The organism is Streptomyces sp. NPDC030245 (assembly GCF_055572995.1).
In genome coordinates this window covers 317,993-341,117 of record NZ_JBVICF010000009.1, presented here as the reverse complement: position 1 = coordinate 341,117, position 23,125 = coordinate 317,993, and the positions used below count along the sequence as shown (strand labels likewise).

Here is a 23,125-nt window from a genome sequence, read left to right as displayed (position 1 = left end):
TGTCACGGTGTCTCCTTGGCCGGTGTACCGGACCCGGCCACCTGCTCTTCATGTTGCATGTAATGTTCTGACCGGTCAATGGAGCGGGCGGCCTTCTCCTTGTGCCCCGGCGGTCTCTCCAGGCCCGGCAGCCTCAGATGGTGGAAGAAGAGGTTGAGCAGCACCGCCGTGAGGGTGCCGAGGATGATGCCGCTCTCGAAGAGCGCATGCAGTTGCCGCCCCGGCATCTGCTCGGCGAACTGCGGGAACGCGGTCGGCAGGAAGCCGACGCCGACACTGGCGGCGACAAGGATGGTGTTGCGCTGGTCTGTCAGGTCCGCCTGACCAAGTATCTGCACACCGACCACCGCGATCGTGGAGAACAGCACGATCGTCGCCCCGCCGAGGACGGACGTCGGCATCGACGCCACCACGGCCCCCACCTTCGGCACCAGACCGAGCAGCATCATGATCACGCCGCTCGCCGCCACGATCCACCGTGACTTCACGCGGGTCAGCTGGATCAGCCCGATGTTCTGCGAATAGACCGTGCTGGGGAAGGAGTTGAGAGCGCCGGCCGCGGCCGTGGCCAGGCCGTCGGCCCGCAGGGCGCGGGTGACGTGCCGGCCCGACACCTCCCGGCCCACGATCCGCCCGACGGCGAAGAACTGCCCGATGGACTCCACCGCGATGATGACCATGACGAGGAAGACGGAGAGCACGGCGACCGCGTCGAGCCGCGGCGCGCCGTAGTGCAGGGGCGCCGCCACACCCAGCCAGGCGGAGTCCCCGATCCGGGAGAAGTCCGTACGGCCCGCGAGCGCGGCGACCCCCGTACCGATGGCGAGCCCCGCGAGGACGGCGACGGTGGCGAGGAACCTCCGCGAGACTTTGTTGAAGAACAGGATCGCTGCCAACGTGACGGCCGCCAGGCCCAGTTGGGAGGGCGAGCCGAAGGAGCTGGACGACGGATCGCCGCCGCCGACCTGCCGCGCGGCCACCGCGAGCAGGGTGATGCCCACGATCGTGACAATCGTGCCGGTGACCAGCGGCGGGAAGAACCGCACCAGTCTGCTGAAGACGGGCGCGATCACGAACAGCGCGAGCCCGGCAGCGATCACCGCGCCGAACACCGTCGGCAGCCCCGCCCGCGCGCCGCCCGCCGCGAGACCGACGGAGACGAGCGAGGGGACGGCGGTCGTCGACGTGCCCTGGACGACCGGCAGCCGGATGCCGATCCCCGGCAGCCCCACGGACTGCAACAGGGTGGCGATGCCGCAGGTCAGGAGCGAGGCGTTGACGAGCAGGCCGATGTCGTCGCCCGACAGGCCGATGCCCTCGGCGACGAGCAGCGGCATGACCACGGCGCCGGCGTAGAAGGCGAGGACGTGCTGAAGGCCGTAGACGCCGAGCCGCCAGACGGACGGTACGGCCTCGACGGGATCCGTCGCTTCTCTCTGGTGCGCTGCGCTGTTCCGATTCCGCTCGAACTTCCGCGTTCGGTTCCGGGTTCGATTCCGGTGCGGCATGTGCGTTCCCCCTCCGTTGAGGGCCCCTCAGCGCAGCCACGGTGTGCGCAGGCCGCCGAAGGACGCCCGCTCCACCAGGTGTTCGGCCCGCTCCTGGACCTCGGTGAGCAGCGCTTCCTCGTCGACCAGCGGGCAGCGGCCGTCCTCGAAGACGACCCGCCCGTCGACGATGGTCATGTCGACGTCCGCGCCGCGCGCCGCGTGGACGAGCGTCGCCACGACGCGGTGCAGCGGGCGCAGGTGCGGCCGGTCGAGGCCGACCACGACGAGATCCGCGGGCGCGCCGACGCACAGCGACCCCGCGCCGATGTGCGTGGGCCCTGTGCTGCCACGCCTGGGCCCCGCGCCGACCGCCGCGTACCTGCCGCCCTCGCGCGTGGCCAGCTCCAGGGCCTCCTCGGCCCGCAGCACGCCCGGGTCCAAGGTGTGCTGACGCTGGCCGAACAGGGCCTGCTTCATCACCTCGAACATGTCCTGCCGGTGGCCCGCGGCGGGTCCGTCCGTGCCGAGCGACACCACCGCCCCGGCCTCCCGCAGCGCCCGCAGCCGCATGGTTCCCGAGGCGAGGTAGGCGTTGGACGCCGGGTTGTGGGCGACCCCCGCCCCGCGCTCACCCAGCCAGGAGATCTCGTCGTCGTCCAGCCACACGGCGTGGGCGAGCGTGGCCCGCTCGTCGAGCAGCCCCGCGCGTTCGAGCCACTCCACAGGACGCACTCCGTACGCCTCCCGGTAGCTCACCGGGTCCTTCGCGCCCTCGCAACAGTGCGTGTGCCAGCGCGTGGTGAACTCCTCGGCCAGCGCCACCGAACCGGTGACCAGCTTCTGGTCCACATAGCTGAGGTTCAGCGGGGCGGGCCACACACTCACCCGCGACCCCGGCGGACGCCTCGTCAGACACTCGCGGGTCAGCTCCAGTTCCTCGGCGGTGGAGAAGCGGAACAGCTCCTCGGGCAGGCGCCGCGCCGCCGCCACGGCCGTCCGGTCGCCCAGCATGCCGCGGGCGATCGCGCCGCGCAGACCCGCCGACTCGACCGCGTCGGCCACGGCGAGGACCGTCTCGGCGTCCGTGGGCGCGTAATGGTTGTCGACGACCGTCGTGATGCCCGAGCGCAGCGCCTCCACCGCGCCGAGCGTCGCCGCCACCCGGGCGTCGTCCGGGCGCATGGCGATGGAGTACGGCCACATGAACTCGCACAGCCACGGCCAGATGGGCAGTCCCTCGCCCAGGCCGCGGGCGAGCGACTGGAATAGATGGGTGTGCCCGTCGGTGAAGCCCGGCAGCACCGCACGGCCCCGGCAGTCCACGGTCCTGGCCGCCCGCCAGGCCGCGTCGACCTCGGCGGCGGGCCCCACAGCCGCGATACGGCCGCCCACGACGGCGACCGACCCCGGCTCGTACACCGCTCGGCGCTCGTCGACGGTGACCACATGGGCGTACGACAGCAGAAGGTCGCACGGTCGTGGTCGTTGATCACTGGTGTGTAGCACGAAGCCCCCGGTTGTTCGACGGCATGTTCCATATTGCATGTAACATATTCAGGCCACCGGGCGTGTCAACCCCCGGCGCAAGGTGGGGACTTGGCGTATGACTGGGGCAGGGGTGGGGGAGCGGGGTGAAGCGCCCCGTCCGGTAAACCGTTCCAGGAGGTACGCACCGTGCTCGTCGATCTCTCCGGCAAGACCGCGCTCGTCACCGGCTCCACCCAGGGAATCGGCGCCGCGATCGCCGTGGGCCTGGCCCGCGCCGGCGCCCGCGTCGCGGTCAACGGCCGCTCCCGCGGCTCCGTCGACGCCGCCGTCGACCGGCTGAAGGGGGAGTGCGGCGGCGCCGAGTTCATTCCCGCGCCGGGTGACATCTCCACCGACGACGGCGCCCGGCAGGTCTTCGAAGCGGTGCCGCACACCGACGTCCTCGTCAACAACCTCGGCGTCTTCGGCGCAGAGCCCGCCCTGGACATCACCGACGCCGAGTGGCGCCGCTACTTCGAGGTCAACGTCCTGACGGCGGTGCGGATGATCCGCCATTACCTGCCGGGCATGAAGGACCGTTCCTGGGGGCGGATCCAGAACATCGCCAGCGACTCGGCGCTCGTCACGCCCGCGGAGATGATCCACTACGGCACGTCGAAGACCGCGCTGCTCGCGGTCTCCCGGGGCTTCGCGAAGGAGGCGGCGGGCTCCGGTGTCACCGTCAACTCCGTGATCGCGGGGCCGACGCACACGGGCGGCGTCGAGGACTTCGTCTACGAACTGGTGGACCGGTCCCTGCCGTGGGACGAGGCGCAGCGGAAGTTCATGACCGAGCACCGCCCCCAGTCGCTGATCCAGCGGCTCATCGAGCCGGAGGAGATCGCGCACATGGTCGTCTACCTCAGCTCGCCTCTGGCGTCGGCGACGACGGGGGGCGCGGTGCGGGTCGACGGCGGATACGTGGACTCGATCGTTCCGTAGCCGGTAGCCGGTAGCCGGTAGCCGGTAGCCGGTAGCCGGTAGCCGGTAGCCGGTAGCCGGTAGCCGGTAGCCGGTAGCCGGTAGCCGGTGGTCGATGGTCGGTGGTCGGTAGGCGGGGGCGGTAGTGGGGGGGGCTCGCCGTTTTGCCGGAACGGCAACGAACGTCGTCTCGCGCGCGGACCGCGTCGCATCCTCATGGCCAGAGCCGTCGCCGAAGCCCGCAAGGGCCCATGCCGCCAGGAGGACTTGATGACCCTGACCGAGCCACCGACCGCCACCGACCGCACCCATCTCACCGACCTCACCGACCTCACCGACCGCACCCACCGGCTGGTCCCCTCGCCGGCGGGCCGGATCCACCTGGTGGAACAGGGCACGGGGCCCCTCGTCCTGCTGGTGCACGGCTTCCCCGAGTCCTGGTACTCCTGGCGCCACCAGCTGCCGGCCCTCGCCGCGGCCGGGTACCGCGCGGTCGCCGTCGACGTGCGCGGCTACGGCCGCTCGTCGCGGCCCGCGGAGGTCTCCGCGTACCGCATGCTCGACCTCGTCGAGGACAGCGTCTCCGTGGTGCGCGCGCTCGGCGAGGAGACCGCGGTGATCGTCGGGCACGACTGGGGCGCGACCGTGGCCGCGCACGCCGCGCTCGTCAGGCCGGACGTCTTCCACGCGGTCGGTCTGCTCAGCGTCCCGTACACGCCGCCGGGCGGCCCGCGCCCCAACGAGGTGTTCGCGGGAATGGGCGGCGACGAGGAGTTCTACGTCGCGTACTTCCAGGAGCCCGGCCGCGCCGAGGCCGAGATCGAACCCGACGTCCGGGGCTGGCTCGCGGGTTTCTACGCCGCGTTCTCCGGCGACACCATGCCGGGACCCGACGCGCCGGACCCGCACTTCGCGAGCCGCGGCGGACGGCTGCGGGACCGGTTCCCCGCCGGGCGCCTGCCCGGCTGGCTCACCGGACCCGACCTCGACGTCTACGCCGGGGAGTTCGAGCGGACCGGCCTGACCGGCGCGCTCAACCGCTACCGGAACATGGACCGCGACTGGGAGGACCTCACCCCCGGCTTCGCGGGCGCCCCGCTCACCCAGCCCTCCCTCTTCATCGGCGGCGCCCTCGACGCCTCGACCACCTGGCTGGCAGACGCGATCGCGGCGTTCCCCGAGACGCTGCCCGGCCTGCGCTCCTCGCACATCCTCGACGGCTGCGGCCACTGGCTCCAGCAGGAACGCCCCGAGGAGGTCAACCGGCTGCTGGTCGACTGGCTCGCCGACCTGCCCCGATGACCGCCGTATCGTGACACCCGGACGGGGGCGACGGGTGGACACGGGGCGGGAGACAGGGTGTGAGTGCTGATCGGCGTGCGCGGGGGAGCCGCAGCGGGATCCGCCGGGCGGCGGCGGTGCTGGTGTGGGCGGCCGTCCTGGCGGCCTTCGCCGTACCGCTGCGCCACGCGCTCGTCGCCACCGACACCTACCTCTCCGGGTACTGGGCGACGGTCACCGAAGGGGATGAATTGGACCACTTCGCGTGGCGGGACCCGCAGGGCCGCACGGTGCGCGGCGCCGTCCGGGGCGTCCCGGAGGACGGCGTGTGGGACGAGGAGGGGGAGGGGACGAGCAGTATCACCGGCGACCGCGTCTGGGTGTCGGCGCAGGGCGTCGCCCACATCAGCGAGTCCCCCGCCCAGCAGGACATGGTCGTCGGCTACGCCGGGGCGGGGGTGGTCCTCGGCGGCGTCCTGTTGGTGACGCGGGCCCGCCGCCGGACGCGCCGTCAGGGAAACGTGACCGCCGGATCCACCGGGGTGAGGACCAGCCAGCGCAGCGACGTGTCGCCGAACCGGCCGTAGGCCGCGACGCGCACGTCGACCGGGTCGGGCGCCACCAGCGGGAAGTACATGGGAAGCGCCGCGTCGGCCGCCTCATCGGAAGGACCTCGGACGTCGGCCGTACGCTCCCACAGCTCGGCGACGCCCGGTTCGCGCCGTACGGTCCGCACCACCTCGTCCAGGCGCTCGTTGTCCGGCCAGCGCTGCCAGGCCAGGCGCAGCCGCCCGAGCAGCGGGGCGGCCCACTTCGTCTCCCAGTCGCGCAGCTGATACCGCGCCTCGGGAGAGAACGCCCAGGTCATGGCGTTGGCATCGGCACGGGCCAGCCAGGGGCAGTGACGCGCCGCCACGGCGTTGGCGGCGACCACGTCCCACGCCTGGTCACAGATCCAGCTCACCCGGCGCTGCTGGTGCAGCAGGTCGAGGAGCGCGGCGTCCGGCCGCGCGCCCTCGGCCCGGTGGCGCGGCGGCTGGTGGCCGGTGCCGCGGTACAGAGCGGTCGCCTGCCGTGGGGAGAGGTCCAGGATGCGCGCGACACCGGCGATCATCTCGCGTGCGTACTTGCGGTCCTCGCCGCGCTCCAAGGCGCGGTACCAGCGTTCGGAGACGCCGAGCAGCAGGGCCATGTCGAGCTGCGTGAGGTACCTCCGGTGGCCGCGGAAGGGCACGGGGCCGGGCAGCAGCGCGGGGTCCCGCGCCATCCGCCAGGCACGCAGCATCCGTCCGAGGTCCTCGCGCCGCGCGTCCAGCAACTGTAAAGACCTCGCAAAGGTGGGGCTGTCGTACGAAGAGTGCCGCGCGCCCGTCGCGGATCGCCGCCCGCGCCGACGCACGGTGTCAGCCTCGCACAAGGGCTGGCGTCGGCCCGGCCCAGGGGCCCGGCGACCGGAACGCGAGAGTGCCGGTATCGATCAGTGCCGACCTTCGGGCGCGGCGGAGGGCCATGGTGAGCGCCGCGCCACCCGGCGCGGCCGGAACTCCGCAGTGCCGGGTGGCGGGAGCAGTCGTACGTTGTACGTCTCACGCCCCTCGTACGCATGCCGGCCCCGCCCGCGTACGCCACGCACACAACACACCACCGCACACCGCCGCACACCTACGGAGACGCCCCGATGAGCCACTTCCTGCCGGAGACCGACGCCGTGCTGACCGCCGCCCGCGGGCTGGCCCTGGCGCATTCCGGGTTGATCGAGGTGAACAGCAGCCCGCTCTATCTGCGGGCGCGCGACGCCGACCCGGCCCGCACGGTCGGACTGGTCTCCGGCGGCGGATCCGGGCACGAGCCGCTGCACACCGGGCTCCTGGGGCGGGGCGGCCTGGACGCCGTCTGTCCCGGCGAGGTCTTCGCCTCCCCGCACAACCGGCAGATCTACGAGGCGAGCGCGGCGGCCGCCAAGAGCGGCGGCGTCCTGCACATCGTCAAGAACTACACCGGCGACGTGATCAACTTCCAGATCGCGGCGGAGCGCCTGCGGCACGACGGGATCCCCGTCGCCACCGTGCTGGTCGACGACGACCTGGCCACCGACAGCGCGGACAGCGCGACCGGCCGCCGGGGCACCGCCGCCACGGTCGTCGTCGAGAAGCTCCTGGGTGCGGCGGCCGACCGGGGAGCGACGCTGGAAGAGCTCGCCGACCTGGGCAGGCGGGTCGTGGCCCGGTCCCGCAGCATCGCCGTCGCGGCCCGCGCCCAGACGTCGCCCACCACGGTGAGCCCCGCGTTCACGCTGGAGCAGGGAACCCTCGACTACGGAGTCGGCATCCACGGCGAGCGCGGCACCCGCACCATCGCCCGTCCCGCGACCGGCGACCTCGTCCGGCGCATGACGGACGACCTGCTGGACGCGCTGCCCGACGGCCCCGATGAGGTGCTCGCCCTCGTCAACGGCCTCGGCGCCACCACCGAGCTGGAGCTCAACGCCATCGCCGTGCTGCTGAGCGACGAACTCACCGCCCGCGGCCTGCGGCCCGTCCTCGTCGTGCCCGGCACCTTCACCGCCGCCCTGGACATGGCCGGCTTCTCCCTCACCCTCACGCGCCTCGAGGACGGGTGGGCCGAGCTGTGGACCGCCCCCACCCGTACCCCGCTCGTCCTGCCGCGCCCCTCGCTCACTCCGGGCGAGGCCGCGTCCGCGGCGCCGGTGCCGACGTCCGTGAGCGCCCCGGCTCCCGCGCCGCGCGCGGGCGGCGACCGCGCCCTGCTCGACCGTTACGCGCTCACCGTCACGCAGGTGCGCGACAACCTCACCAAGCTCGACCAGCTCGTCGGCGACGGCGACTTCGGCGACAACCTCGCGGGCGGCGTACGCCGTGCGGTGAAGCTGGCCGACGAGACCGGCGTGGACGGCACGACGGCGCTGGCCGAGGCCTTCCTCAACGACGTCGGCGGCACAAGTGGGCCCCTCTTCGGGCTCCTTTTCCAGCACCTGGCCGCCGCGTCTCCGGCGGACGGCGGGGCGCCGACCGTCGCCGCGCTCGCGGAGGCCGCCGCGGCCGGCCACGCCGCCATCCACCGGGTGGGCGGCGCGGTCCCCGGCGACTGCACGCTGGTCGACGCACTCGCGGCCGGCGCGGAATCCCTGGCGGCGGCACGGGAGAAGGCGACACAGGAAGACGCAACCGCTCCGCCCACCGACGCCGCGCAGGAGCAAGCCGACGCCCCCCTCACCGACGCCGCCCAAGCCGCCATCCGCGGCGCCCTGTCCACGGCGTCCCTGCGCCCCCGGCGCGGCCGCGCCAGCTATGTGGGCGACCACGCCCTCGGCGTCCCGGACCCCGGCGCCCTCGCCGTCGCCCTGCTCTTCATGGCCCTCGCGGACATCCACGAACCCGCCACCGCGCCGCGCCTGCCCGCCCCCGGCCACATCACGGTGCCCTGATCCGATCCGGAGAAGAAGCGAATCCCCTGGTCTCACCATCCATTCTCTGACTAAGGTCAGAGAATGGATGGTGAGCAGACCCAGATCGATCAGGTGCGCCGGTTCAACCGCGCCGTCACCCAGCGCGTGGGCGTGCTCCACGACAACTACCTCGGCCGCGACCGGCCCATCGGCGAGGCCCGGCTGCTCTGGGAAGTCGGGGACCAGGGACAGGACGTACGCCGGCTGCGCGAGCGCCTCGGCCTCGACTCCGGCTACGTAAGCCGCCTGCTGCGCGCCCTGGAGGCCGACGGTCTGGTGTCGGTGGAGCCGCACCCCGGCGACCGCAGGGTCCGCACGGTCCGTCTGACCGACGCCGGCCGTGCCGAGCGCGCCCTCCTCGACGAGCGCAGCGACGAACTCGCGGACTCCCTCCTGCGACCACTCAACACCGCACAGCGCGCCCGGCTGGTCGCCGCCATGGCCGAGGTCGACCGGCTGCTCACCGCGGGGACGGTCACCGTGGACGCCGTCGACCCGGACCACCCGGACGCCCAGTACTGCCTGCGGTCCTACTTCACCGAATTGCAGGAGCGCTTCGACACCGGCTTCGACCCCGCGCGGAGCCTGCTGCCCGACGCGGGCGGGCTGCGGCCGCCGCACGGTCTCTTCCTGGTCGCCAGGGCGCACGGCGAGCCCGTCGGCTGCGCCGGGCTCAAGCTGCCCGCCGACTCCCCGGCCGAGATCAAACGGATGTGGGTCGCGCCCGGGGCGCGGGGGCTCGGCCTGGGCCGCCGGTTCCTCGCCGAACTGGAGGCACTGGCCGCCCGCCACGGCCGCGACGTCCTGCGGCTCGACACCAACAAGGCGCTGGACGCGGCGATCGGCCTCTACCACTCCTGCGGCTTCCAGGAGGTCCCGGCGTTCAACGACGAGCCGTACGCCCACCACTGGTTCGAGAAGCGGATCCAGAGCACATAGCCGCCTGACGCAGACGACGCACTCCCTAATCTAATTGCGAGTTTGCCTAAAGGTTTTAGGCAACTGCATAATCGGTTGTGCCGAGAGAGGGGAACGTCATGGTGCGCGTAGGGCTGACCACGGAACGGCTGGTCCGGGCGGGGGCCGAGCTGGCCGACGAGGTCGGCTTCGACCAGGTGACCGTCTCGGCGCTCGCCCGCCGCTTCGACGTCAAGGTCGCGAGCCTGTACTCGCACGTGAAGAACTCCCAGGACCTCAAGACCGGGATCGCCCTCCTCGCCCTGGCCGAGCTCGCCGACCGGGGCGCGGAGGCGCTGGCCGGGCGGGCGGGCAAGGACGCGCTGGCCGCCCTGGCGAACGTCTACCGCGACTACGCCAGGGAGCACCCCGGTCGCTACGCCGCCGCCCAGCTGCGGCTCACTCCCGAGGCGGCGGCCGCGAGCGCGGGCAGCAGGCACGCGGAGATGACGCGGGCCATCCTGCGCGGGTACGACCTGACGGAACCGGACCAGACGCACGCGGTCCGCCTCCTCGGCAGCGTCTTCCACGGCTACGTGAGCCTGGAGCTGGGAGGCGGGTTCAGCCACAGCGCGCCCGACTCGCAGGAGACGTGGACGCGCGTCATCGACGCCCTCGACGCCCTGTTGCGCAACTGGCCCGCGCCGTCCGTCTGAACACCCCAGCCCACATATTCGTCCCACTTCACCGGCAGGTTGAGGCCATGCACACCGACCACCACTGGACCACCACGCCCGTCACCGCCGAGCTGCTGCGCGGCGCGCTCGACGTGGAGCGGACCGAGCACGGCGTGCTGCCGCACCGGCTCCCCGCCCGGGCCCGTGCCCAGAACACCGACGCGCAGCTCGCCATGGCCGAGTCCCAGCCCTCCGGCGTACGCCTGGCGTTCCGTACCCGGGCCACCGCCGTCGAGCTCGACACGTTGCCCACGAAGCGGTGCTACGTGGGCGCGCCGCCCCGCCCCGACGGCATCTACGAACTGCTCGTCGACGGCCGTCCGGCCGGCTCCGGGAGCGTGACGGGCGGCAACGTCCTGACCGTCGACCTGGCCGCCGGAACCGCCGAGCGCACCGCCGGGGAGCCCGCCACCCTGCGCTTCACCGCGCTGCCCGACGGGATGAAGGACGTCGAGATCTGGCTGCCGCACAACGAGACCACCGAGCTCATCGCCCTGCGCACCGACGCCCCCGTCGAGCCCGCACGCGACCCGGGCCGCAAGGTGTGGCTGCACCACGGCAGTTCGATCAGCCACGGTTCCGACGCCGCGAGCCCCACCACCACGTGGCCCGCGCTCGCCGCGTCGCTGGGAGGTGTGGAGCTGATCAACCTCGGTCTGTCCGGCAGTGCCGTGCTGGACCCGTTCACCGCGCGGGCCATACGGGACACCCCCGCCGACGTGATCAGCGTCAAGGCAGGCATCAACGTGGTCAACGCCGACGTGATGCGGCTGCGCGCGTTCGGCCCCACCGTGCACGGCTTTTTGGACACCATCCGCGAGGGCCACCCCGAGGCGCCCCTGCTGGTCGTCTCCCCGATCCTGTGCCCCATCCACGAGGACACCCCCGGGCCCAGCGCGCCCGACTTCAGCGACTTCGGCGAGGGGCGCCTGCGCTTCAAGGCCATGGGCGACCCCGCGGAACTGCCGATGGGCAAGCTCACTCTCAACGTCATCCGCGACGAGCTGGCCCGCATCGTGAAGCAGCGCTCCGCCGAGGACCCGAACCTCCACTACCTCGACGGCCGCGAACTGTACGGCCCCGACGACGCCACGGAACTCCCCCTCCCCGACGACCTCCACCCGGACGCCGCCACCCACCGCCGCATGGGCGAACGCTTCGCTGCCCGAGCCTTCACCCCGGGCGGCCCGTTCGCGGACACCACGGCCGGACCGCCGCGGATTTCCGACGCCCATCCCTTGCGACTTCACGACCTGACGGCTAGTCATATGACTAATCGAAACACCAAGGGCCATGCCTGACCGGCACAACTCCCTGGAGGGCACGTGAAGTTCTCCGTCATCTTCGAGGCACAGCTCGCCGATCCGACCGTCGAGCGTGAGCATCAGGTCATCCACGACAGCGTCGAACAGGCCGTGCTCGCGGAGGAGATGGGGTTCGACCGCGTCTGGGCGGTCGAGCACCACTCCCTCAAGTGGTACGCGCACATGAGCGCGCCGGAAATCTTCCTGACCTGGGTCGCCGCGCGCACCAGCACCATCCGGATCGGCCACGGCGTCGTCTGCATGCCGTTCAACTTCAACCATCCGGCGAGGGTCGCCGAGCGCGCCGCCATGCTGGACCTGCTCTCCGGCGGGCGGCTCGACCTGGGCGCGGGGCGCGGCGGCACGGAGCAGGAGACGTCGCTCTGCGGGGTCGACAGGGAACGTACGACCCAAGAGGTCGAGGAAGCGCTGCGGATCATCGGAAAGGCGTGGGAGAAGGAGGAGTTGGAGCATCACGGCGAGCTCCTCGACATCGGTCCGCACCCGATCCTGCCGCGCCCGAAGCAGACCCCGCACCCGCCCCTCTTCCTCGCGTGCAGCAGGACGGAGACGCTGACCCAGGCGGCCGAACTCGGCGTCGGCGCCCTCGTGATGGGCTTCGCGGGGCCCGAGTCGATCGCCGGGATGCGGCAGGCGTACGACGCCGCCGTCGCGGCCCGCACCGACGCCCGCCTCGTGTCGAGCGTGGTCAACGACCACTTCTCCGTGCTCTGCCCGACGATCGTGCTCGACGACGGGGAGGCGGCGCGGCGCGTCGGCATCCGCGGGCAGCGGTTCTTCGCGCAGTCCATCGGGCACTGGTACGGCGGCGCCGGCATACCCGACGAGGCGGTCGTCGAGGGCAGCGACGAGGCCGCCGAGATGCGCAGGGCCGCCGAGCAGGTCGTGGCACGCCTGCACGAGCACAACATCCCGGTGCGGCCCACCTCGACCGCCACGTTCAACGCCGACCACGCGTACGGCACCGCGGACGACGCCATCGCCTATGTGGAGCGGCTCCGCGACGCCGGGGCCGACGAGATCATGTGCCTCGTCCAGATGGGCACCGTCCCGCAGGATGCCTGCCTGGAAACCCTGCGGCAGTGGGGCGAGAAGGTCATCCCGCACTTCCGCGCCCAGGAACGGGAAGCGGCGGCGGCCGGCACGGAACCGACCTGATGCCGCCCGAGCCCGCCGGGGCCCCGGACCGCCTCGACCCCCGCGCCCGCCCCCTCGTGGACGCCCTGACCGCCGCCTTTCCCGACCTCGGCGGCACGGTCACCGACGCCGTCGAGGCCCGCCGCGTCCTGGCCGCCGCGCCCGCCTCGGCAAAGACGCCGCCCGCCGTCGGAACGGTCACCGACAGAACGATCCCCGGACCGCCGGACGCACCCGACATCCCCGTACGTGTCTATCTCCCGCACCCGGAGACACATCAGCACCCACACCCCCGCCCCACCGTCGTCTTCTTCCACGGCGGCGGCTACGCCCTCTGCGGCCTCGACTCCCACGACGCCACGGTCCGCGGCCTGGTCGCCCGGTCCGGTGCCGTGGCCGTCTCCGTCGGCTACCGCCTCGCCCCGGAACACCGGTTCCCGGCCGCCGTCGACGACGCGTACGCGGCGCTGTGCTGGGCCGCCGAGGAGAGCACCGCCCTCGGCGGCGACCCGCGTGCCCTCGCCACCGCGGGGGACAGCAGCGGGGGCGGGCTCGCCACCGCCGTGACCCTCAGGGCGAGGGACGCGGGTGGCCCCGCCGTCGCGCTGCAAATCCTGCTCTATCCCGTCCTGGACGCCGCCCAGGACACCGTCTCCTACCGCGAGAACGCGGACGGGTACTTCCTGACCGCCGCGCACATGCGCTGGTTCTGGGAGCAGTACCTCGGCCCCGACGGCGACGGTACGCACCCCCTCGCCCACCTCGCCTCGCCGCTGCGGGCCGCCGACCTCACCGGACTGCCGCCCGCGCACCTCGTCACGGCGGGCTGCGACCCGCTGCGCGACGAGGGGCTGGCCTACGCCGAGCGCCTGCGGGCAGCGGGAGTGGAGGTCGCCGCGCACCACTACCCGCGCATGTTCCACGGCTTCCTCGGCTTCCCCGACGTACTCCCGGATGCGGCACGGGCACTCCAGGAAGCGGCAGAAGCGATCGAGTCCACCGCAGGCGACAGGAAAAACAGCGGTGACGGTGGGGGTGGCGCAGGATAATTTACGGAGCCCCTCTTGTCGCGGAGAACCTCACATGCATACGGTGTCCTGACGTGAGGTTCTCCCGTGGAGGATGGGGCATGACGGAAATTCTTGTGCAGTCGGGTACGGAGGGTGCGGTTCTTTCCGCCGGTGAGCCCGGTGAGCGGGTGGTGGACCACCCGGCGTGGCCGGTGCTCAAGGGTGCCGTGGAGGAGATCCGCCCCTGGCAGTCGTCCGACGGCTCCATCGACTTCGAGGCGGCCGGCGCCCCGGCGAGGAGCATCGCCGAGCTCGCCGTGGACCGCGTGATATCCGCGGTCGAGGAGCTCTCCCCGCTCCTGCCGCACGACGCCGCGTACCACCGCGCGCTCGTCGCGGACCTGCGCCGCTGGTCCGACGGCGGCTTCGGCGTGCCGGACTTCCTCGACTCGCTGCTCGCCTTCCAGCCCGCGGCGGACCGCCGCGACGGCCTCCAGCACCTGGTCGTCTTCCCGATGTACACGCAGAACGGCAACCCCGACCGCAACTTCGAAGCGGTCGTGCTGCGCATGGTCTGGCCCGACTGGCTGGCCGAGCTGGAGCGCACGCGCTACGACAACCCGCTGTTCTGCGGCATCACCTTCGAGGACTTCACCGCCGGGTACGACACCCACTCCGCCGTCCTCTTCCCCGAGACCATCGCCGTGCGCGAGGCTCCCGAGCGGTTCTCCTGGGGCGGCATCTTCTGCGACCGTGAGGCGGCCCGCTTCCGCCGCGTCACCGAGGCGGCCGTGGACCTCCTCGGGCTCGAACTGCCCGACGACATCCGCGAGATGGTCGGCGACCAGGACCGCTGCCAGCAGGCGTTCGTCCTGTGGGACATGGTCCACGACCGCACCCACAGCCACGGCGACCTGCCGTTCGACCCCTTCATGATCAAGCAGCGCCAGCCGTTCTGGATGTACGGCCTGGAGGAGCTGCGCTGCGACCTCACCGCCTTCAAGGAGGCCGTGAAGCTGGAGGCCGAGGGCGTCCCGCAGGCACGCGACGTGCAGTACGCCGTCCTCTTCGACCGGATGTTCCGCTTCCCGGTCACCGGCGACCGCGTGAAGAACTACGACGGCCTCGGCGGCCAGCTCCTCTTCGCCTACCTCCACAAGCACGACGTGGTCCGCTGGACCGACAACCAGCTCAGGATCGACTGGCAGCGCGCCCCGGAGATCACCAACCAGCTCTGCGGCGAGATCGAGGACCTCTACCGCGCGGGCATCGACCGCCCCAAGCTGGTCCACTGGTTCGCCGCCTACGACCTGGTGTCCACCTACCTCGCCCCGCACCCCGGCTCGCGCTGGGCCAAGGGCCCGGACGCACTTGACACGTCGCTGCCGCCGCGCAAACTCGTCGACGAGGTGCTTCCCGACGAATTTCCGCTCAGCATGTTCTATGAGGCGCTCTCCAAGAAGCTGAAGCACGTGATCGCCTCCGCCAAGGGGATCACCGCTTCCACGGGCGCCGAGAAGGCCGCCGCGTGAGCGGCCGCCAGGAGGAGGCGAGGAAGATGTCCGCACTCGATGGAGCCGTGGTCGCGGTGGCGGGGGCCGCCGGCCCCGCGGGGCGCGCCACCCTGCTGAGGCTCGCGGAGGCCGGCGCCACGGTCGTGGCCTCCGACGCCGACCCCGCCCGCCTCGCCGAAGCCGTCGACGCCGCGCGGTACGCGCACGGCGGGGCGACCGTCGTCGGTGACACGGTCGACCTCCTGGACCTGGACGCCGCCCGCGAGTGGGCGACGCGCACGGAGAAGGAGTTCGGCCGCATCGACGGCCTGGTCCACCTCGTCGGCGGCTGGCGCGGCAGCAAGAGCTTCGCCGAGACCGACCTCGCCGACTGGGACCTCCTCGAAAAGCTCCTGATCCGCACCGTGCAGCACACCTCCCTCGCCTTCGAGGCGGGGCTGCGGCGCAGCGACCGCGGCCGCTACCTGCTGATCAGCGCGGCCGGCGCGACCAGGCCGACCGCGGGCAACGCGGCGTACTCCGCCTCCAAGGCGGCGGCCGAGGCCTGGACGCTCGCCCTCGCCGACGCCTTCCGCAAGGCGGGGGGCGAGGAGGGACCGCGCGCGGCGGCTGCCATCCTGGTCGTCAAGGCGCTGGTGCACGACGCGATGCGCGCGGAGCGGCCCAACGCGAAGTTCGCGGGCTTCACGGACGTCAAGGAGCTGGCCGAGGCCATCGCCGGCGTCTGGGAGAAGCCCGCCGGGGAAGTGAACGGAAACCGCCTGTGGCTGACCGAGAAGCCGTGACCGCTGCCGCCCGAGAAGCCGTGAACCCGCCGAGGACGGACGCCCGGCGCCACCACGACCCGGACGTGCGCGGCTTCGCCAGCGACAACTACGCGGGCGCGCACCCGGAGGTCATGGCCGCCCTCGCCCTCGCCAACGGCGGTCACCAGATCGCGTACGGCGAGGACGACTACACGGCCAACCTCCAGCAGGTGATCCGCGGCCACTTCGGGCCGACCGCCGAGGCGTTCCCGGTCTTCAACGGCACGGGCGCCAACGTCGTCGCGCTCCAGGCGGTCGCCGACCGCTGGGGCGCGGTGATCTGCGCCGAGTCCGCGCACATCAACGTGGACGAGGGCGGCGCCCCCGAGCGCATGGCCGGCCTCAAACTGCTCACCGTGCCCACGCCGGACGGCAAGCTCACCCCGGAGCTGATCGACAAGCAGGCGTTCGGCTGGGACGACGAGCACCGGGCGATGCCGCAGGTCGTCTCGATCGCGCAGAACACCGAACTGGGCACGCTCTACACGCCCGACGAGATCCGCGCGATCTGCGACCACGCGCACCGGCTCGGCATGAAGGTGCACCTCGACGGCTCCCGGATAGCCAACGCCGCCGCCGCGCTCGACGTTCCCATGCGGACGTTCACGAACGCGGTCGGCGTCGACATCCTGTCGCTCGGCGGCACCAAGAACGGCGCGCTGTTCGGCGAGGCCGTCGTGGTCATCAACCAGGACGCCGTGCGCCACATGAAGCACCTGCGCAAGATGTCCATGCAGCTCGCGTCGAAGATGCGCTTCGTGTCGGTGCAGTTGGAGGCCCTGCTCGCCAAGGACCTGTGGCTGCGCAACGCCCGGCACGCCAACGAGATGGCGCAGCGCCTCGCCGAGGGAGTGCGCGCCGTGCACGGCGTGGAGATCCTCTACCCCGTGCAGGCCAACGCCGTCTTCGCCCGTCTGCCGCACGAGGTGAGCGAGCGCCTCCAGAAGAAGTACCGCTTCTACTTCTGGGACGAGGCGGCGGGCGACGTCCGCTGGATGTGCGCGTTCGACACCCGCGAGGAGGACGTCGACGGGTTCCTGATGGCGCTCAAGGAGGAGATGGCGCGCTGACCGCCCTTTCACCACCCGCATAGAACTGCATAGGTATACGGTCGACCGTAAAGTCATTGACGTATGGGCGGCCGTATTCCTATGCTCCCGTGCCATGCAGCTGATCCAGGAAAACCCCGACCTGTCTGCGTACTTGGCCGCGGACGAGGTCGTCGACCACCAGCACCCGCTGGTCCGCGAGACGGCGGCCGGTCTCGCAAAAACATCCACCGATACGTACGCCTACGCGCGCGCCGCCTTCGAGTTCGTGCGCGACGCCATCCCGCACACGCAGGACTCGGGCCGCATGGAGGTCATCTGGCGCGCCTCCGACGTGCTGCGCGAACGCACCGGCATCTGCACCGCCAAGTCGCACGCGCTGGCCGCCCTGCTGCGCGCCGAGGACATCCCCACGGGGTTCTGCTACCAGCGCCTGCGGGACGACAACACCAGCGGCTACTCCCTGCACGGCCTGGTCGCCGTGCGGCTCGACGGCGCCTGGCACCGGCAGGACCCGCGCGGCAACATCCCGGCCGGCGTCGACGCGCAGTTCCGCCTCGGCGAGGAGCAGCTGGCCTGGCCGGTCGATCCGGAGTCCGGTGAAGCGGACTACCCCGGCGTCTACGCCGAGCCGAGCCCCGTGGCGCTCCGTGTGCTCAAGGAGGCCAGGGACAGGCTCCACCTCTGGCGGATCTACCCCGCAGAGCTGTGAGGCCGTCTCAGCCGGCCTCGGCGGCCTTCACCTCGGCCGGGGTCGGCGCGGTACCGCCCAGGTGCGCCGGCATCCACCAGGTGTCGTCCGGACCCTTCGGGCGCACCGGGTAGGCGCGCTGCGCGGCCTCCAGGAGCTCCTGGCAGCGCTCGCGCAGCCGCCGGGTGATCGCTCCCGCGTACTGGTCCTTCGGGGCCTCCACCGGCTCACCGACACGGATCGTGATCGGCAGGTGGCTGCGCCTGAAGTTGCGGGGGTGGCCCTTGGTCCACAGCCGCTGCGTCCCCCACAGGGCCATCGGGATCAGCGGCACCCCGGCCTCCTGGGCCAGCCGCGCGGCACCGGACTTGAACGTCTTCAGCGTGAACGACTGCGAGATCGTCGCCTCGGGGAAGACGCCGATGATCTCCCCGGAGCGCAGCGAGTCCAGCGCGTGCGCGTAGGCCGTCTCGCCCTTGTCGCGGTCGACGGGGATGTGCTTCATCCCGCGCATCAGCGGCCCGGAGATCCTGTGCCGGAACACCGACTCCTTCGCCATGAACCGCACCACGCGCTTCTGCGGCAGCGCGGCGAGACCGTCGAAGATGAAGTCGAGATAACTGATGTGATTGCTGACCAGAACGGCGCCGCCGGAGCGCGGGATGTTCTCCGACCCCTTGCAGTCGATCTTCAGGTCCCATGCCTTGAACAGGGTTTTCGCGGCACCGATGACCGGACGGTAGACAAGCTCTGCCATGGGTGGGGAGGGCCCTTCGTTTCTGCCTGGGGAGGGGGCTCCCGGCGGGAGGTTACGCAGCCGTAGGTTTTTCGGCGTTGCGCAGATCGTGCCCCAAGAACGGACGAGTGACCAGCCTTGGTGCCTTCAATCCGGGAGATTCTCGTCACGTAGGAATCATCCGGGGGCGGCGGACGCTGTACCCCAGAACGATTCGGAACAGGTGTGCGGCACAGCGCGCCGGGGTGGAGGCAGACGTGCGGACAGGCGGGACCGGGCGAGCGCTCGGCACGGCGGACATCGGCGAGCGGCTGGGGGAGCGGGCCACGCTCGTGCAGTTCTCCAGCGCCTTCTGCCAGCCCTGCCGGGCGACCCGCAGGGTCCTCGCGGACGTGGCGGAGCTGGTCCCCGGCGTGGCCCACGTGGAGATCGACGCCGAGGCGCGGCTCGATCTCGTACGGGAGCTGCACGTCCTCAGGACCCCCACCGTGCTCGTCCTGGACGCGGCGGGACAGGTGGTGCGCCGGGCCGCCGGGCAGCCCCGCAAGGCCGATGTGATCGCCGCTCTGGGTGAGGCCGTGTGACCGGCTGCGCCGCAGGTCGCGAGGGGCGGCCCGGGAGCGTGACGCTTCTTTCACATCGCGGAACGGACTTGACTGCACGCGGCATCTATCGCGAGCCTGCCTACATGCTCCGGGATCTCCTTCTGTACGGGCGCGTCCACGTGGACCTCGGCCGCCACGCCAGCGCGCGCTGTCCGCAGTGCTGAGCAACGACGCCTCCGCTCGCACCTCCGGCAACCCCCGGCAGAAGGACAACTCCATGACGGCATCGTCAGCCCTCACCACTCCCCGGCTCGCCACGCCCGAGCTGCTGCGCTCGGTCTTCCGGCAGCACGCCGCGGGCGTCGCCGTGATCACCGCCACGCACGGCTCAAGCCCCGTCGGCTTCACCGCCACCTCGCTCGCCTCGGTCTCCGTGGCGCCCCCGATGCTCTCGTTCGGCATCGGCACCGGCTCCTCCTGCTGGCCCGCGCTCTCCGAAGCCACGCACGTCGGCGTCCACATACTCGCCGAGCGGCAGCAGGAGCTCGCCGCCACGTTCGCGCGGAGCGGCGCCGACCGCTTCGGCGAGCCCACCGTTTGGCGCGAGGGGCCGGAGGGCGTGCCCCTGCTCGACGGCGTGCTCGCCTGGCTGGTGTGCCGGATCGCCGCGCGCGTGCCCGCGGGCGACCACCGGATCGTCCTCGCGGAGGCCGTCGTCGGCGACCGCGAGGACGAGGGGCGCCCGCTCCTGTACCACCAGGGGCGCTTCAACGCTCTGCGCGACTGAGAGTTCCCGCCGGGCGGGTGCTCCGGATGATTACGGAGCGTTGGGAAGGTCACAGTTCAAAGCGCTTGCTCAGTGGGAATGAACTGGGTGTACTCATGAGTAATATTTCGTTCGGAGCGCGGGCCGCCCCGACCGGGATCCGCCGCTTCAGGCGCCTATGCTGCCTGCAAGAAGGCAGTAGCCATAAGCCGAGGCAGCAGCCCAATAAAGACGATGCAGTAGGAGAGCCGGCGTGAGCTTGAGGATCGTTGTCTGTGTGAAGTACGTGCCCGACGCCACCGGCGACCGGCACTTCGCCGATGACCTGACCGTCGACCGCGACGACGTCGACGGCCTGCTGTCGGAGCTCGACGAGTACGCGGTCGAGCAGGCGCTCCAGATCGCCGACGAGGCGGACGACGCGGAGATCACCGTGCTGACCGTCGGCCCCGAGGACGCCAAGGACGCGCTCCGCAAGGCGCTCTCCATGGGCGCCGACAAGGCCGTCCACGTCGAGGACGACGACCTGCACGGCACCGACGTGATGGGCACCTCGCTGGTGCTCGCCAAGGCCATCGAGAAGACCGGCTACGACCTGGTCATCTGCGGCATGGCGTCGACCGACGGCGTCATGGGCGTGCTCCCGGCGATCCTCGCCGAGCGCCTGGGCGTCCCGCAGGTCACGCTGCTCTCCGAGGTCTCCGTCGAGGACGGCACCGTCAAGGGCCGCCGTGACGGCGACGCCGCCTCGGAGCAGCTGGAGGCGTCCCTGCCGGCCGTCGTGTCCGTGACGGACCAGTCGGGTGAGGCCCGCTACCCGTCCTTCAAGGGCATCATGGCCGCCAAGAAGAAGCCCGTGGAGTCGCTCGACCTGGACGACCTGGACATCGACGCCGAAGAGGTCGGCCTCGAGGGTGCCTGGACCAAGGTCGACTCCGCCGCCGAGCGTCCGGCCCGCACGGCCGGCACGATCGTCAAGGACGAGGGCGAGGGCGGCAAGCAGCTGGCCGAGTTCCTCGCCGGCCAGAAGTTCATCTGAGCTTCAGTCATCCCCTCAACCGCCCCAACTTCTTCGTAACCGCAGGAGATTGAAGTCCCATGGCTGAAGTTCTCGTCTACGTCGACCACGTGGACGGCGCCGTCCGCAAGCCCACCCTCGAGCTGCTGACCCTGGCCCGCCGCGTCGGCGAGCCCGTCGCCGTCGCGCTGGGCGCCGGCGCCGAGGCCACCGCCGCCACGCTCGCCGAGCACGGCGCGGTGAAGGTCCTCACCGCCGACGCCCCCGAGTTCGCCGACTACCTCGTCGTACCGAAGGTGGACGCGCTCCAGGCCGCGTACGAGGCCGTGTCCCCGGCCGCCGTGCTCTTCCCGTCGTCCGCCGAGGCCAAGGAGATCGCGGGCCGCCTCGCGGTCCGCATCAAGTCCGGCATCATCACGGACGCCGTCGACCTGGAGGCCGGCGACGAGGGCCCGGTGGCCACGCAGTCCGTGTTCGCCGCCTCGTACACCACGAAGTCCCGGGTCTCGCAGGGCACCCCGGTCATCACGGTCAAGCCGAACTCGGCCGCCGTGGAGGCCGCCCCGGCCGCGGGCGCCGTCGAGGCCCTCACGGTCTCCTTCTCCGAGAAGGCCACCGGCACCAAGGTCGTCGCGCGCACGCCGCGCGAGTCGACGGGCCGCCCCGAGCTGACCGAGGCCGCGATCGTGGTCTCCGGCGGCCGCGGCGTCAACGGCGCCGAGAACTTCTCGATCATCGAGGACCTGGCCGACTCGCTCGGTGCCGCCGTGGGCGCCTCGCGCGCCGCGGTCGACGCAGGCTGGTACCCGCACTCCAACCAGGTCGGCCAGACCGGCAAGTCGGTCTCCCCGCAGCTGTACATCGCGTCCGGCATCTCCGGCGCGATCCAGCACCGCGCCGGCATGCAGACCTCGAAGACCATCGTGGCCATCAACAAGGACGCCGAGGCCCCGATCTTCGACCTCGTCGACTACGGTGTGGTCGGCGACCTCTTCGAGGTCGTCCCGCAGCTCACCGAAGAGGTCAAGTCCCGCAAGGGCTGAGCCCGCTGTCGGTACGAGGCCCCCGCCCCGCGCACAGCGGAGCGGGGGCCTCGCCGCGTCACAGCGTCATCGTGGCCTGGACGGCCCAGTGGTCGCTCGGGTACCGCCCGCCGCGCGAGAAGGTGTTCACCCACGCCGCGTGCACCTTCGCCGTCGGCCTCGTCAGGATCCAGTCGATGCGGCCGCCGCCCACGACGGGCGGCTTGTAACCGCCGAACGTGCCGTACGCGGGACCGCGTCGCTTGGCGACGTCCCAGGTGTCGACGAGACCGGCGCCCAGCATCGTCGTGTAGACGGAGCTGTTGTGCGCCGTCGCGTTGAAGTCGCCCATCACGATGAGGGGCGTGGCCGCCTTCATCAGGGCGATGCGCTCGACCAACAGCTTCGCCGAACGCTCGCGTGCGTTCTGGCTGACGTGGTCGAAGTGCGTGTTGAGGACGTACAGCTCGGTGTCCGTGACCAGGTCGAGGAAGCGTACCCACGAGGCCATGCGGGGCGAGTTGGCCCCCCAGGTGTTCGAAGCGATCGTGTAAGGGGTGTCCGAGAGCCAGAAGTGTTCGTATTCGAGCGGGAACAGCCGGCGGTTGTCGTAGAAGACGGCCATGAACTCGTCGCGGCTGCCGCCCCCGACCCCCGTACCGACCCAGTCGTAGCGCGCGCCGAGATCCGTCTCGATGTCCTGCAACTGGTAGTACAGGCCCTCCTGGGTGCCGATGACGTGCGGCTGGGCGCGCCGAAGCATCTCCCGCATGACCGGGCGGCGCTCGACCCAGGTGTGCGGTGGTCGTCTGCTCGCGAAGCGGACGTTGTACGACATGACCCTCAGGCGCGCTTGGGGTGCTTCGCGGGCGTGGGCCGGGCCGCCGGACAGTGCCGTGCCGGAGAGCGGGACCGCCACGGCGGCGGCGAGCGCGGTCCGCAGGACGGAACGGCGCGTGAAGGGGGAGTCGATGGCCACGCAGGCTCCTTGCGTTCGGCCCGCGCGGTCGGCGGGCCGCGCGGGAGGATGTGGGCCACAGACTGGCCGCGTCGGCGCCCGGAAGGGCCCGGGACACGCGTCAACGGGCCCGGTCCGCTACGGATGCAGGACACGGGAAGGTGTTGACCAGCACGAAGGTCACGGATAACTTCGCTATACGGATTGTTGATTCCGTGAAGCGGAAATG

Annotated in this window: 22 protein-coding genes; 17 read left to right on the top strand and 5 right to left on the bottom strand. The window is 71.7% G+C overall.

What is annotated here, in order from left to right; all coding sequences use genetic code 11:
* Positions 1-2 precede the first annotated feature (2 nt).
* Positions 3-1,508 (bottom strand): nucleobase:cation symporter-2 family protein, encoded by a 1,506-nt coding sequence (locus tag ACZ4Z4_RS25015; RefSeq protein WP_468331294.1) that lies wholly within the window; start codon positions 1,506-1,508, stop codon positions 3-5.
* A gap of 27 nt (positions 1,509-1,535) precedes the next feature.
* Positions 1,536-2,936, bottom strand: coding sequence for an amidohydrolase family protein (locus ACZ4Z4_RS25010; RefSeq protein ID WP_468331291.1), 1,401 nt, complete (start codon positions 2,934-2,936; stop codon positions 1,536-1,538).
* A gap of 228 nt (positions 2,937-3,164) precedes the next feature.
* Between ACZ4Z4_RS25010 and ACZ4Z4_RS25005 the strand changes: the two genes are divergently transcribed.
* From ACZ4Z4_RS25005 to ACZ4Z4_RS24995, 3 genes are all read left to right on the top strand, one after another.
* Positions 3,165-3,959 carry an SDR family NAD(P)-dependent oxidoreductase gene (locus ACZ4Z4_RS25005; protein WP_468331288.1) on the top strand — a complete coding sequence of 265 codons (795 nt, stop codon included), beginning with the start codon at positions 3,165-3,167 and terminating at the stop codon, positions 3,957-3,959.
* A 249-nt stretch (positions 3,960-4,208) separates the two neighbouring features.
* The gene (locus tag ACZ4Z4_RS25000; protein ID WP_468331285.1) at positions 4,209-5,240 is read left to right on the top strand and encodes an alpha/beta fold hydrolase; all 1,032 of its coding nucleotides are present in this window, start codon (positions 4,209-4,211) and stop codon (positions 5,238-5,240) included.
* A gap of 59 nt (positions 5,241-5,299) precedes the next feature.
* Entirely contained in the window at positions 5,300-5,806 is a 507-nt protein-coding gene (locus ACZ4Z4_RS24995; protein ID WP_468331282.1) for a hypothetical protein, read from the top strand.
* Here the strand turns inward: ACZ4Z4_RS24995 and ACZ4Z4_RS24990 are convergent.
* Positions 5,731-6,537 (bottom strand): helix-turn-helix domain-containing protein, encoded by an 807-nt coding sequence (locus ACZ4Z4_RS24990; protein WP_468331279.1) that lies wholly within the window; start codon positions 6,535-6,537, stop codon positions 5,731-5,733. The genes ACZ4Z4_RS24995 and ACZ4Z4_RS24990 overlap by 76 nt on opposite strands.
* 360 nt (positions 6,538-6,897) lie before the next feature.
* Here ACZ4Z4_RS24990 and ACZ4Z4_RS24985 point away from each other — a divergent pair, with 360 nt between their 5' ends.
* The 10 genes from ACZ4Z4_RS24985 (at position 6,898) to ACZ4Z4_RS24940 (ending at position 17,872) form a co-directional block, all read left to right on the top strand.
* Entirely contained in the window at positions 6,898-8,664 is a 1,767-nt protein-coding gene (locus ACZ4Z4_RS24985; RefSeq protein WP_468331276.1) for a dihydroxyacetone kinase subunit DhaK, read from the top strand.
* A 63-nt stretch (positions 8,665-8,727) separates the two neighbouring features.
* The gene (locus ACZ4Z4_RS24980) at positions 8,728-9,624 is read left to right on the top strand and encodes a bifunctional helix-turn-helix transcriptional regulator/GNAT family N-acetyltransferase (protein WP_468331273.1); all 897 of its coding nucleotides are present in this window, start codon (positions 8,728-8,730) and stop codon (positions 9,622-9,624) included.
* A 98-nt stretch (positions 9,625-9,722) separates the two neighbouring features.
* Positions 9,723-10,298, top strand: coding sequence for a TetR/AcrR family transcriptional regulator (locus ACZ4Z4_RS24975; protein ID WP_468331270.1), 576 nt, complete (start codon positions 9,723-9,725; stop codon positions 10,296-10,298).
* Positions 10,299-10,345: 47 nt separating this feature from the next.
* Positions 10,346-11,620, top strand: a complete 1,275-nt coding sequence (locus ACZ4Z4_RS24970; RefSeq protein ID WP_468331267.1) for a GDSL-type esterase/lipase family protein — start codon at positions 10,346-10,348, stop codon at positions 11,618-11,620.
* Between the two features lie 24 nt (positions 11,621-11,644).
* Entirely contained in the window at positions 11,645-12,802 is a 1,158-nt protein-coding gene (locus ACZ4Z4_RS24965; protein ID WP_468331264.1) for an LLM class flavin-dependent oxidoreductase, read from the top strand.
* On the top strand, positions 12,802-13,830 hold the full coding sequence (locus tag ACZ4Z4_RS24960) for an alpha/beta hydrolase (RefSeq protein ID WP_468331261.1): 1,029 nt from the start codon (positions 12,802-12,804) through the stop codon (positions 13,828-13,830). Before ACZ4Z4_RS24965 ends, ACZ4Z4_RS24960 begins: the two co-directional genes overlap by 1 nt.
* A gap of 80 nt (positions 13,831-13,910) precedes the next feature.
* Complete coding sequence (locus ACZ4Z4_RS24955; protein WP_468331258.1) at positions 13,911-15,323, top strand: DUF6421 family protein; 1,413 nt, start codon at positions 13,911-13,913, stop codon at positions 15,321-15,323.
* Between the two features lie 26 nt (positions 15,324-15,349).
* Positions 15,350-16,090, top strand: coding sequence for an SDR family NAD(P)-dependent oxidoreductase (locus tag ACZ4Z4_RS24950; RefSeq protein WP_468331255.1), 741 nt, complete (start codon positions 15,350-15,352; stop codon positions 16,088-16,090).
* A 20-nt stretch (positions 16,091-16,110) separates the two neighbouring features.
* Entirely contained in the window at positions 16,111-17,181 is a 1,071-nt protein-coding gene (locus tag ACZ4Z4_RS24945) for a threonine aldolase family protein (RefSeq protein WP_468331513.1), read from the top strand.
* A 94-nt stretch (positions 17,182-17,275) separates the two neighbouring features.
* Complete coding sequence (locus ACZ4Z4_RS24940; protein WP_468331252.1) at positions 17,276-17,872, top strand: transglutaminase-like domain-containing protein; 597 nt, start codon at positions 17,276-17,278, stop codon at positions 17,870-17,872.
* A 7-nt stretch (positions 17,873-17,879) separates the two neighbouring features.
* Here the strand turns inward: ACZ4Z4_RS24940 and ACZ4Z4_RS24935 are convergent, their stop codons facing one another.
* A complete protein-coding gene (locus ACZ4Z4_RS24935; RefSeq protein ID WP_468331249.1) occupies positions 17,880-18,608 on the bottom strand; it encodes a lysophospholipid acyltransferase family protein in 729 nt (242 codons plus the stop codon).
* A gap of 236 nt (positions 18,609-18,844) precedes the next feature.
* Here ACZ4Z4_RS24935 and ACZ4Z4_RS24930 point away from each other — a divergent pair, with 236 nt between their 5' ends.
* The 4 genes from ACZ4Z4_RS24930 to ACZ4Z4_RS24915 all read left to right on the top strand — a co-directional run bounded on the left by ACZ4Z4_RS24930 (position 18,845) and on the right by ACZ4Z4_RS24915 (position 21,959).
* Complete coding sequence (locus ACZ4Z4_RS24930; RefSeq protein ID WP_468331246.1) at positions 18,845-19,171, top strand: thioredoxin family protein; 327 nt, start codon at positions 18,845-18,847, stop codon at positions 19,169-19,171.
* Positions 19,172-19,409: 238 nt separating this feature from the next.
* Positions 19,410-19,919 (top strand): flavin reductase family protein, encoded by a 510-nt coding sequence (locus tag ACZ4Z4_RS24925; protein WP_468331243.1) that lies wholly within the window; start codon positions 19,410-19,412, stop codon positions 19,917-19,919.
* A 232-nt stretch (positions 19,920-20,151) separates the two neighbouring features.
* On the top strand, positions 20,152-20,937 hold the full coding sequence (locus ACZ4Z4_RS24920; protein ID WP_468331240.1) for an electron transfer flavoprotein subunit beta/FixA family protein: 786 nt from the start codon (positions 20,152-20,154) through the stop codon (positions 20,935-20,937).
* A 59-nt stretch (positions 20,938-20,996) separates the two neighbouring features.
* Positions 20,997-21,959, top strand: a complete 963-nt coding sequence (locus tag ACZ4Z4_RS24915; RefSeq protein ID WP_468331237.1) for an electron transfer flavoprotein subunit alpha/FixB family protein — start codon at positions 20,997-20,999, stop codon at positions 21,957-21,959.
* A gap of 58 nt (positions 21,960-22,017) precedes the next feature.
* Here the strand turns inward: ACZ4Z4_RS24915 and ACZ4Z4_RS24910 are convergent, their stop codons facing one another.
* Positions 22,018-22,917, bottom strand: a complete 900-nt coding sequence (locus ACZ4Z4_RS24910) for an endonuclease/exonuclease/phosphatase family protein (RefSeq protein ID WP_468331234.1) — start codon at positions 22,915-22,917, stop codon at positions 22,018-22,020.
* Between the last annotated feature and the right edge of the window lie 208 nt (positions 22,918-23,125).

Excerpts from the sequence above, each read along its gene's own strand:
- ACZ4Z4_RS25015 (WP_468331294.1), bottom strand. The coding sequence starts at position 1,508 with ATGCCGCACCGGAATCGAACCCGGAACCGAACGCGGAAGTTCGAGCGG.
- ACZ4Z4_RS25000 (WP_468331285.1), top strand. The coding sequence starts at position 4,209 with ATGACCCTGACCGAGCCACCGACCGCCACCGACCGCACCCATCTCACC.
- ACZ4Z4_RS24985 (WP_468331276.1), top strand. The coding sequence starts at position 6,898 with ATGAGCCACTTCCTGCCGGAGACCGACGCCGTGCTGACCGCCGCCCGC.
- ACZ4Z4_RS24980 (WP_468331273.1), top strand. The coding sequence starts at position 8,728 with ATGGATGGTGAGCAGACCCAGATCGATCAGGTGCGCCGGTTCAACCGC.
- ACZ4Z4_RS24975 (WP_468331270.1), top strand. The coding sequence starts at position 9,723 with ATGGTGCGCGTAGGGCTGACCACGGAACGGCTGGTCCGGGCGGGGGCC.
- ACZ4Z4_RS24970 (WP_468331267.1), top strand. The coding sequence starts at position 10,346 with ATGCACACCGACCACCACTGGACCACCACGCCCGTCACCGCCGAGCTG.
- ACZ4Z4_RS24960 (WP_468331261.1), top strand. The coding sequence starts at position 12,802 with ATGCCGCCCGAGCCCGCCGGGGCCCCGGACCGCCTCGACCCCCGCGCC.
- ACZ4Z4_RS24955 (WP_468331258.1), top strand. The coding sequence starts at position 13,911 with ATGACGGAAATTCTTGTGCAGTCGGGTACGGAGGGTGCGGTTCTTTCC.
- ACZ4Z4_RS24950 (WP_468331255.1), top strand. The coding sequence starts at position 15,350 with ATGTCCGCACTCGATGGAGCCGTGGTCGCGGTGGCGGGGGCCGCCGGC.
- ACZ4Z4_RS24940 (WP_468331252.1), top strand. The coding sequence starts at position 17,276 with ATGCAGCTGATCCAGGAAAACCCCGACCTGTCTGCGTACTTGGCCGCG.
- ACZ4Z4_RS24935 (WP_468331249.1), bottom strand. The coding sequence starts at position 18,608 with ATGGCAGAGCTTGTCTACCGTCCGGTCATCGGTGCCGCGAAAACCCTG.
- ACZ4Z4_RS24925 (WP_468331243.1), top strand. The coding sequence starts at position 19,410 with ATGACGGCATCGTCAGCCCTCACCACTCCCCGGCTCGCCACGCCCGAG.
- ACZ4Z4_RS24915 (WP_468331237.1), top strand. The coding sequence starts at position 20,997 with ATGGCTGAAGTTCTCGTCTACGTCGACCACGTGGACGGCGCCGTCCGC.